This is a genomic window from Microbacterium azadirachtae (assembly GCF_000956505.1).
Classification (GTDB): Bacteria; Actinomycetota; Actinomycetes; order Actinomycetales; family Microbacteriaceae; genus Microbacterium; species Microbacterium azadirachtae_A.
The window spans coordinates 1-5,713 of record NZ_JYIX01000004.1 but is presented as its reverse complement, the minus strand read 5'-3'; the positions used below and the strand labels follow the sequence as shown (position 1 = coordinate 5,713).

At 70.7% G+C, this 5,713-nt stretch carries 6 protein-coding genes and 1 rRNA gene; 3 read left to right on the top strand and 4 right to left on the bottom strand.

What is annotated here, in order from left to right; translation table 11 throughout:
* Nucleotides 1-99: 99 nt before the first annotated feature.
* Nucleotides 100-696, bottom strand: a complete 597-nt coding sequence (locus RS86_RS00060) for a TetR/AcrR family transcriptional regulator (RefSeq protein WP_045270160.1) — start codon at nucleotides 694-696, stop codon at nucleotides 100-102.
* Nucleotides 697-765: 69 nt separating this feature from the next.
* Here RS86_RS00060 and RS86_RS00055 point away from each other — a divergent pair, with 69 nt between their 5' ends.
* The 3 genes from RS86_RS00055 to RS86_RS00045 all read left to right on the top strand — a co-directional run bounded on the left by RS86_RS00055 (nucleotide 766) and on the right by RS86_RS00045 (nucleotide 4,132).
* Nucleotides 766-1,800: an agmatine deiminase family protein gene (locus RS86_RS00055; RefSeq protein ID WP_045270159.1), complete on the top strand. Its 1,035-nt coding sequence runs from the start codon at nucleotides 766-768 to the stop codon at nucleotides 1,798-1,800.
* A gap of 105 nt (nucleotides 1,801-1,905) precedes the next feature.
* On the top strand, nucleotides 1,906-3,621 hold the full coding sequence (locus RS86_RS00050) for an amidase (RefSeq protein ID WP_045270158.1): 1,716 nt from the start codon (nucleotides 1,906-1,908) through the stop codon (nucleotides 3,619-3,621).
* Between the two features lie 163 nt (nucleotides 3,622-3,784).
* Nucleotides 3,785-4,132, top strand: a complete 348-nt coding sequence (locus tag RS86_RS00045) for a hypothetical protein (protein ID WP_045270157.1) — start codon at nucleotides 3,785-3,787, stop codon at nucleotides 4,130-4,132.
* A gap of 52 nt (nucleotides 4,133-4,184) precedes the next feature.
* Here the strand turns inward: RS86_RS00045 and RS86_RS00040 are convergent, their stop codons facing one another.
* From RS86_RS00040 to rrf, 3 genes are all read right to left on the bottom strand, one after another.
* Nucleotides 4,185-4,673 carry an FBP domain-containing protein gene (locus RS86_RS00040; RefSeq protein ID WP_045270156.1) on the bottom strand — a complete coding sequence of 163 codons (489 nt, stop codon included), beginning with the start codon at nucleotides 4,671-4,673 and terminating at the stop codon, nucleotides 4,185-4,187.
* Between the two features lie 269 nt (nucleotides 4,674-4,942).
* Entirely contained in the window at nucleotides 4,943-5,338 is a 396-nt protein-coding gene (locus tag RS86_RS00035; protein ID WP_045270155.1) for a hypothetical protein, read from the bottom strand.
* 292 nt (nucleotides 5,339-5,630) lie between these two features.
* Nucleotides 5,631-5,713, bottom strand: a 5S ribosomal RNA gene (gene rrf, locus RS86_RS19730); the annotation flags it as partial.

Here is a 5,713-nt window from a genome sequence, read left to right as displayed (position 1 = left end):
CCCCCGAACCACCCCTCCCTCTCTGACCGCGAGACTCCATCTGGGCGACGAGACTGCACCTTTGTGACGCATTTTCGTCGCCCAGATGAAGTCTCGCGGTCAACCCAGGAGCGCCGCGATGGTGCGTCGGGCGAGAGCGCCGCGGTCTTCGGGCGCCCACTTCACGAGGGAGTGCGCGTTCATCCCGTCCACGGTCGCGAGCAGCAGCCACGCCGCGCCCTCGGCGCGCTCGGCAGAGATATCCTCCGCCGCGACGCCGTCTGCGACGATCCGTTCGAGGTCCTGCTGCCAGAGGTCCATCTCGAGCCGCACCCGTGCGGCGAGCTCGTCGTTGCGCGCGCCCGCCGCCCAGGCCTGCACCCAGACCAGGGTCACGTCATCGCGGTCACCGTCGAGCAGGGTCTCCACGACGCGGGTGATCCGCGCACGAAGGCCCGTGCCGGCGCGCCCGACGGCGACGACCTCCTCGCGCTCGGCCCCGACGATCGCGCCGAACACCTCGGCGACGAACGCGTCCATACTCGGCCGGTAATGGGCGACCAGCGCCGGCGTCACGCCCGCGGCGGCGGCCACCGTGCGCACGGTGAGCCCGGCGATGCCGCCCTGCCGCGCGAGATCGACCGCCGCGTCGAGGATCGCCCTCTCCCGCTGCTCCGGCGGCATCCGCTTCGGCCTGGGGGTTGACGAGGTGCTCATGGGGCTATACATTATCGCTAGTTGGCCGCTTGTTCAATAAGCGTGACGAACCCGATCCGAGGAGCACCGATGCCCTGGCTGATGCCCAGCGAGACCGCCCGACACGACCGCGTGTGGATGGCCTTCCCCGCCGAGGGCGAGACTCTCGGTGACACCGATGCGCTCCGCGAGGAGGGCTACGCCACGTGGACCGCCGTGGCGCACGCCGCCTCCGAGTTCACGCCCGTGACGATCCTCGTGGATCCGAGCGAGCTCACCCGGGCCCGGCGCATGCTGTCGTCCGACGTGACGATCCTCGAGGCTCCGGTCGACGAGTTCTGGATGCGCGACGCCGGCCCCACGTTCGTCGTCGACCCCGAGCGCCCCGGCGCACTCGGCGCCGTGGACTGGGTGTTCAACGGCTGGGGAGCCCCGGCCTGGGCCCGCTGGCACGACGCCGCGCAGCACGCGCGCATCATCGCGACCGAGGCGGGCGCCGAGCTCATCAGCTCGACCCTCGTGAACGAGGGCGGAGGCATCCACGTCGACGGCGAGGGCACCGTCCTGCTCACCGAGACCGTGCAGCTCGACCCGCGACGCAACCCGTACCTCGACAAGCAGCGCGTCGAGGCCGAGATGCTCCGCACGATCGGCGCGACCAAGACCGTGTGGCTCCCCCGCGGCCTCACCCGCGACTACGACGACTTCGGCACCAACGGCCACGTCGACATCGTCGCGGCGATCTCCTCCCCGGGACGGATCCTCCTGCACGCGCAGCAGGATCCGGGGCATCCCGACTTCGAGGTGTCCGCCGCTCTGCGCGCGCACCTGACCACGCAGACGGACGCCGCGGGCCGCGCTTTCGAGATCGTCGAGCTGCCGGCTCCGTCGACGCTGCGCGACGAGGAGGGCTTCGTGGACTGGAGCTACGTCAACCACCTCGTCACGAACGATGGCGTCATCGCGTGCGGCTTCGGGGACGACGTCGCCGATACACGCGCCAGGGACATCCTGTCCGAGGCGTACCCCGGCCGCCGCGTCGTGACCGTCGACGCCCGTCCGCTCTTCGACCGCGGCGGCGGCGTCCACTGCATCACCCAGCAGCAGCCCTCTCTCGGCCGCTGAGATCTCGCGGCGCCCGCTGACATCCATCGGGCGCCGCGGATCTTCTCAACCGCCAGCCCCCGTCGCCGCACCTCCGCGGCGGCCGAGCCCTCCGAAGGACAGCCCATGTTCGACGTCGTCGAGACCCCCATCGCACGCCTGCGCGAAGCCCTGGAGAGCGGCGAGACCACGGCCGTCGAACTGGTCGACGCCTACGTCGCCCGCATCGACGCCTACGACGGCGCCGACACGAAGACCGCGCTGAACGCCGTCGTTGTGCGCAACCCCGAGGCGCGCGCCGAGGCCGAGGGGTCCGACGCGCGACGCGCCCGCGGCGAGGTCCTCGGCCCGCTCGACGGCATCCCGTACACCGCGAAGGACAGCTACCTCGTGCGGGGGCTCACGGCGGCGGCGGGCTCCCCGGCGTTCGCCGAACTCGTCGCACAGCGCGACGCGTTCACGATCGAGCGCCTCCGCGCGGGCGGTGCGATCTGCCTCGGCCTCACGAACATGCCGCCCATGGCCAACGGCGGCATGCAGCGCGGCGTCTACGGCCGCGCCGAGAGCCCCTACAACCCCGCCTTCCTCACCGCGCCGTTCGCGTCCGGATCCTCGAACGGATCCGGAACCGCCACCGCGGCGAGCTTCGCCGCGTTCGGCCTGGGCGAGGAGACGTGGTCGAGCGGGCGCGGTCCCGCGACCAACAACGCGCTGTGCGCGTACACCCCGTCGCGCGGCGTGATCTCGGTGCGCGGCAACTGGCCTCTCGTGCCGACCATGGACGTCGTCGTCCCGCACGCGCGCACGATGTCCGATCTGCTCGAGATCCTCGACGTCATCGTCGCGGACGACGCCGAGACCCGCGGCGACTTCTGGCGCGCCCAGCCGTGGATCGCGCTCCCCGCCTCTTCGGCCGTGCGCCCTGCCGCATATCCGGTGCTCGCCGACGACGCGGCCACGGAGCTGGCCGGGAAGCGCATCGGGATCCCCCGCATGTACATCAACTCCGACCCTGACGCCGGCACGGGCGAGCACCCCGGCATCGGCGGGCCGACCGGCCAGCGCATCGACACCCGCGCGTCGGTCGTCGCGCGCTGGGAGCGGGCCAGAGCGGATCTGGAGAGCGCCGGCGCCGAGGTCGTGGAGGTGGACTTCCCGGTCGTGACGAACTACGAGGGAGACCGCCCCGGCGCCCCCACCATCGCCACGCGGGGTCTCGTCAGTCCGGAGTACCTGCACAGGGAGATCGTCGACCTGTCGGCATGGGGCTGGAACGACTTCCTGGACGCGAACGGGGATCCGCAGCTGCACACCCTCGCCGACGTCGACGGCGCGACGATCTTCCCGCACCCGGCGGGCGCGCTGCCCGACCGCTACACGGGCTTCGACGACGACATCGCGGAGTACCCGGACTGGGTGCGCGAGAACCCCGACGCGACGATCGCATCGATCCCCGAACTCGAACAGGGCCTTGCCGGCCTCGAGGAGACGCGCCGCATCGACCTCGAGCAGTGGATGGACGAGCTGGGCCTCGACGCCGTCGCCTTCCCCGCGGTCGCCGACGTCGGCCCCGCGGACATGGACGTGAACCCCGCCTCCGCGGACCTCGGCTGGCGCAACGGCACCTGGATCGCGAACGGCAACCTGCCGATGCGCCACCTCGGCATCCCGAGCGTGACGGTGCCGATGGGCCTCATGTCCGACATCGGGATGCCGATCGGGCTCACCTTCATCGGCCGCGCCTATGACGACACGGCGCTGCTGCGTCTCGGCGCCGGCTTCGAGGCGATCGGCGCCGACGGGGACCGCCGCACGGCGCCGCCGCGCACGCCGCGGCTCTGACCCCAATGGGCACCGGGGACGGATGGATTCCACCTACTGCCCCGCCCTCGCGATCGCGATGGTCCCCTGGCGCCGTGAAGTGTGTCGGCACATTTCACGGCCGTTGGCGCCCGCGACACGCCCGGACGTAGCCTGATCGGACCGATCCTGTGAGGAGACCATCGTGACCACGCCCCGCACCCACCTTTCGCCCCTTCCGGTGCGTGAGGCTGCGGCGTGCATGTGCGATCACGGAGACGTCTGCTCCTCCTACGCCCCAGGGCATGCGCTGCACCTGATCCAGGCGCGCCTCGCCGCGGCGACGACGGCTGGCTGGACCGACGCACTCGTCTCGGGCGTCGACCGCGCGGCGGGCATCGTGCAGGTCACCACGCTGGACGGCGAGGCGCTGTCGCTGTGGAACGCCGGCGGTGCCGCGCTCGAGGTCGAGCCGGGTCAGCCCGTGGCCGTGCACACCCGCTGGGATGTTCTCGCCATCGGCGCGCTGCGCTACAACGTCGCTCGCGCCTGACGCGCGGAAGGCGCCCTCCGCCTCCGCGACGGGAGACGAAGGGCGCTCCTGGCTACGCGCCGAGCTCGCGGAGGAAGCCCTGCACGTGCTGCTGCAGGCGCAGGATCCGCTGCGCACGCGCCGCCTCGCGGTCGAAGCCCTCGTACGCGAGCGCCGGCAGGCGACGCACGTTCGCCGAGCAGCCGAAGTTCGCGCAGATCAGCACGCCGAGCGTGTTCCCGTTGCGGCCCGCGGGCCCGGCCTTGCGCGCGGCGAAGAACTGCACGTCGTTACGTAGGGTGATGTCCTCGCACCATGAGCACTGGGCGCGTGCGAGGGTGCGCTGTTCGGCCTGCTGCAGCATCACCGCGACCGGCGAGTCATCGTCGCGCTGCGCGACGATGTACGCCCGGCGAGGCATCTTCGGGTCGGACCAGCCCAGGAAGTCGAGCAGCGAGAAATCAATCTGGGCGAATTCGGGCGGCAGGGCGGCGGAGGAGACCTCCTTGCGGGAGGCGTTGCGGAAGGAAGCGCGGATGGCGCGCTCATCGATGGGAAGCATGTCGTGCTCTCTGTGCGGTGTCTGACCGACTGCCGAATGCAGGCGGGAGGAGACGGCTGGCGAAACGCAGCCGGAAGATGACCCGCGGAGGACTCACGCGGGCGCGACGATCGTGCCGGCGGGAGAACCCACCGGCAGGGGCGTCAGCCTCTGTCACCGGCGCGGAAAGCGCCAGTGACCTCCTTCGGCACCGAACGGGTGCCCCGAACAACGAGCATTCTTCGATCCTAAGCCACCAGGGTGGAGGCGGCGCGGCAGCTGTGCGTCGCTCAGGCAGCCATCATCGATGCGCGCATCGCCATGCAGGCGTCCATGCACGCCTTGCACGCAGCCGCGCACATCCGGCATACCTCGCTGTGCGCTTCATGCTTCATGCACATGTCCATGCAGAGTTGGCACATCGCCATGCACGCGTCGAGCATCGACATCATCACCGCAGGCGTCATCCCCTGCATGCGCATCATCGCGCGCATCATGGTGTTGCACATGTCCGCGCAGTTCATGCAGGCCGGCGAGCAGTCCATCATCTGCGTCGCACACACCGTGCAGGCCTGCTCGCAGGCCGAACACGCGTCCATACAGGCCTGCATGAGCGCCATGTCCATCGCCTCCATGCCGGGCATCATGTCCATGCTCTTCATCGAGTCCATCATCATCGAGTCCATCTCGCGCTCCTTCGTCCACCGGGGAAGGCGGGCGAACGGCCCGTCTGACGCCCAGGTTAGCCCCGCGCCGCCGCCGCGTCGATGCCCAACTCGCGAGCTCGAGGGGCTCCCGCGGGCGTACGACGTCCGCTCGCGGGCGTGCGCGGGCACGCGAATCCCGCCGCGCAGCGGCGGAGGTCGCGGGGCCGCGCACGCACGAAAAAAGGCCGCCCCGAAGGGCGGCCTTGAATCTCAATGCTTCGCATAATGCAGAAAGGCCACCCTGCGTTGGGTGGCCTTTCTGTTAAAGGAAGTCCGGCGGTGTCCTACTCTCCCACAGGGTCCCCCCTGCAGTACCATCGGCGCTGTGAGGCTTAGCTTCCGGGTTCGGAATGT